Origin of the sequence: Rhodoferax sp. UBA5149, from assembly GCF_002413825.1 — a bacterium.
Classification (GTDB): domain Bacteria; phylum Pseudomonadota; class Gammaproteobacteria; order Burkholderiales; family Burkholderiaceae_C; genus Rhodoferax.
The window spans coordinates 1-2740 of the sequence record NZ_DHXT01000164.1 but is presented as its reverse complement, the minus strand read 5'-3'; the positions used below and the strand labels follow the sequence as shown (position 1 = coordinate 2740).

General features: G+C 62.6%; 2 protein-coding genes and 1 pseudogene. 2 read left to right on the top strand and 1 reads right to left on the bottom strand.

The window, feature by feature from the left end:
- Nucleotides 1-173 precede the first annotated feature (173 nt).
- Entirely contained in the window at nucleotides 174-1052 is an 879-nt protein-coding gene (locus B3V69_RS15040) for a putative selenate ABC transporter substrate-binding protein (RefSeq protein WP_296447825.1), read from the bottom strand.
- A gap of 139 nt (nucleotides 1053-1191) precedes the next feature.
- Between B3V69_RS15040 and egtD the strand changes: the two genes are divergently transcribed.
- Together egtD and B3V69_RS15030 are read left to right on the top strand one after the other, a co-directional pair.
- Nucleotides 1192-2169, top strand: a complete 978-nt coding sequence (gene egtD / locus B3V69_RS15035) for an L-histidine N(alpha)-methyltransferase (protein WP_296447824.1) — start codon at nucleotides 1192-1194, stop codon at nucleotides 2167-2169.
- Nucleotides 2170-2236: 67 nt separating this feature from the next.
- Nucleotides 2237-2740 (top strand): annotated as a pseudogene (locus tag B3V69_RS15030) (TIGR04348 family glycosyltransferase); the annotation flags it as partial.

Genomic DNA, 2740 nt, shown 5'->3' with positions numbered 1-2740 from the left:
CTGCTCGCCGCTGGCGACTTGCAGGGTCAAGCCGCGCAGTGCCGCCGGGGCGTTGGCGCGGGCCGCCGGATGGCGCCCGCTGCAGTCCGTCAGCGATAGCTTCATGAATAAAATAGGGTGTTAGTCCCCGTCATATGGGCGCTATATGCTATCAATAAAATAGCAAACTCGAATTACTTCAACAGACCCGCGCTACGGGCGGCGGCTTCGATGCCCTTGTAATTCTCGGCCTTGGTGGGGATGAAGCGCGTGGCGCGCTGCGCGTCCAGAATTTCCTTGCCTTCTGGCGTGTTCTTGTTCAGGTCCAGAAAGGCCTTCGTGATCTTTTCGCGCAGGGCCAGCGGCATGTCGGCGTGCACGGTCCAGTTGTAGTCAAAGTACGGCGGTGTGGTGAAAATCACTTTGACCTTGCCGGTGTCGACCTTTTTGTCGGCCACGAATTTTTCCCACACCGAAATATTGAGGGCGCCCGCATCCACTTTGCCTGCCGCCACAGCGGCGATGGTGGCGTCGTGCGCGCCCGAGTAAGCGACCCGTTTGAAGTCCTTATCGGGGTCAATATGGGCTTGCAGCAAATAGCTGCGCGGCATCAAATGGCCCGAGGTGCTGGACTGCGAGCCAAAGCTCACGGTTTTGCCTTTCAGGTCGGCCAGGCTCTTGATCGCCGGGTCGCCGCTGATGAACACCGACTGGAATTTTTCGTCCTCTTCGCGCTGCACCAGCGGCACGACCTTGCCGCCGGAGCGGTTATTGGCCTGCACGAAGGTGAAGCCGCCGTACCAGGCCATGTCCACCTGCTTGTTGACCAGCGCCTCGACGGCGGCAGCGTAATCGGAGACCGGGGTGAACTCGACCTTCATGCCCAGCCTTTGCTCCAGGTACTTCACCAGCGGCGCGGCGTTGCGCGCCAGCTCGGTCGGCGACTCGTCGGGGATGGCGGTGACTTTGAACACGGCTTGCGCGTGAGCCAGACCACTGAGGGCGAAAACGGCGCAGGCCAGCAGGGCCTTGAGGTTGCGCGACGGGCGGGAAATACCGGAAAAACTGACCATAGGGAACTCCGAGGACTTTTTTGGAATCTCCGATTAGACTCGAAACCTCCTCCTTTTGCTGGCGCGCAAGGCGTGCAAGGCTGGCGCCGCTGGCTGTCAGCTGGTGATACTCGCCCCCATTGAAAAAGGTTTTCCGCGCATGACCCAAGTCCCCCCTCTCGTGCGAACGCCGCGCTTTGTCCAGTTGCATCACGACGACCATGCGGCCGTGCGCGCCGAGCTGGCGAGTGGTTTGCAAGCCAGTGCCGCTTACACCTCGCCCAAATATTTGTACGACGCGCTCGGTTCGCGCCTGTTTGAAGCCATCACCGAGCTGCCCGAGTACTACCCGACCCGCACCGAAGCCAGCATCTTTGCCCGCGACGCGTCCGAGATGGCGGCGCGGATCCCGCAAGGCTTGACCTTGGTGGACCTGGGGGCCGGCAACTGTCAAAAAGCGGCGCGCTTGTTTGACGTGCTGCGCCCGGCGCGCTACGTGGCGGTGGATATTTCGGTGGCGTTTTTGCGCGGCGCCTTGCTGAGTCTTCAGCGCCAGCATCCCGCGCTGGACATGGTGGGCGTCGGCATGGATTTCTCGACGACTCTGACGCTGCCGCCGCCAGCGGGCGAGGGGCCGCGTCTGGTGTTCTACCCCGGTTCGAGCATCGGCAACTTCACCCCGGCCGAGGCGCTGACCTTTTTGCGCCAGGCGCGCCAGACCGCCCAGGGTGGCGGCTTGCTGATTGGCGTGGATCTGGTGAAGCCGGTCTCGGTGCTGGCGCCGGCCTATGACGACGCGCTGGGTGTGACCGCCGCCTTCAACCGCAATATGCTGCTGCACATCAACCGCTTGCTGGGCAGCGATTTTGATGTGTCGCAGTGGCGGCACCGGGCGCTGTTCAACGCGCGGCAGGCCCGCATCGAGATGCATCTGGATGCGATGCAGGATGTGACGGTGCGCTGGCCCGGCGCGCAGCGCCACTTCAAACAGGGCGAGAGCATCCACACCGAGAACTCGTACAAATACACGCTCCAGCAGTTTGAAGCGCTGCTGCGCGAGGCCGGGTTTTCTCAGGTGACGCCATGGCGCGACGCGCAGGACTGGTTTGCCGTGTTCCTGGCACGCGCTGGCAGTTGATCATGAATGCTATTAAATTTATAGCTTGTTACGTAATAACGACGAGGGCTAGAGGCCTTTTTTATCAATGAACCGAGCCCATGTGCTGATCATCAGCCCGGCGCTGGCCGGGGCCAACAACGGCAACTGGCAAACCGCCTGGCGCTGGCAACACTTGTTGCGCCCGCTGTTTCGCAGCACCATTGCGAGCCAGTGGCAGGGCGAGGACGCCGACGTGATGCTGGCCCTGCACGCGCGCAAATCGGCCGACGCGGCGCTGGCCTGGGCGCAGGCCAAAGGCTCGAATAGGCTGGCCGTGGTGCTGACCGGCACCGACCTGTACCGCGACATTCAAACCGACGTTTCTGCCCAGCGCGCCTTGCAACTGGCCGGGCATTTGGTGGTGCTGCAGGAGCGCGCTCCGGACGCCTTGCCCGAAGCGCTCAGGCACAAGGCCCATGTGATTTTTCAGTCGACGCCCCGGCGTGCCACGCTGGTCAAGACCGATCGGCACTTGCGGGCGCTGATGGTGGGCCACCTGCGGGATGAAAAAGACCCTTTGACCTATCTGCGCGCGGCGACCCGGCTGGTG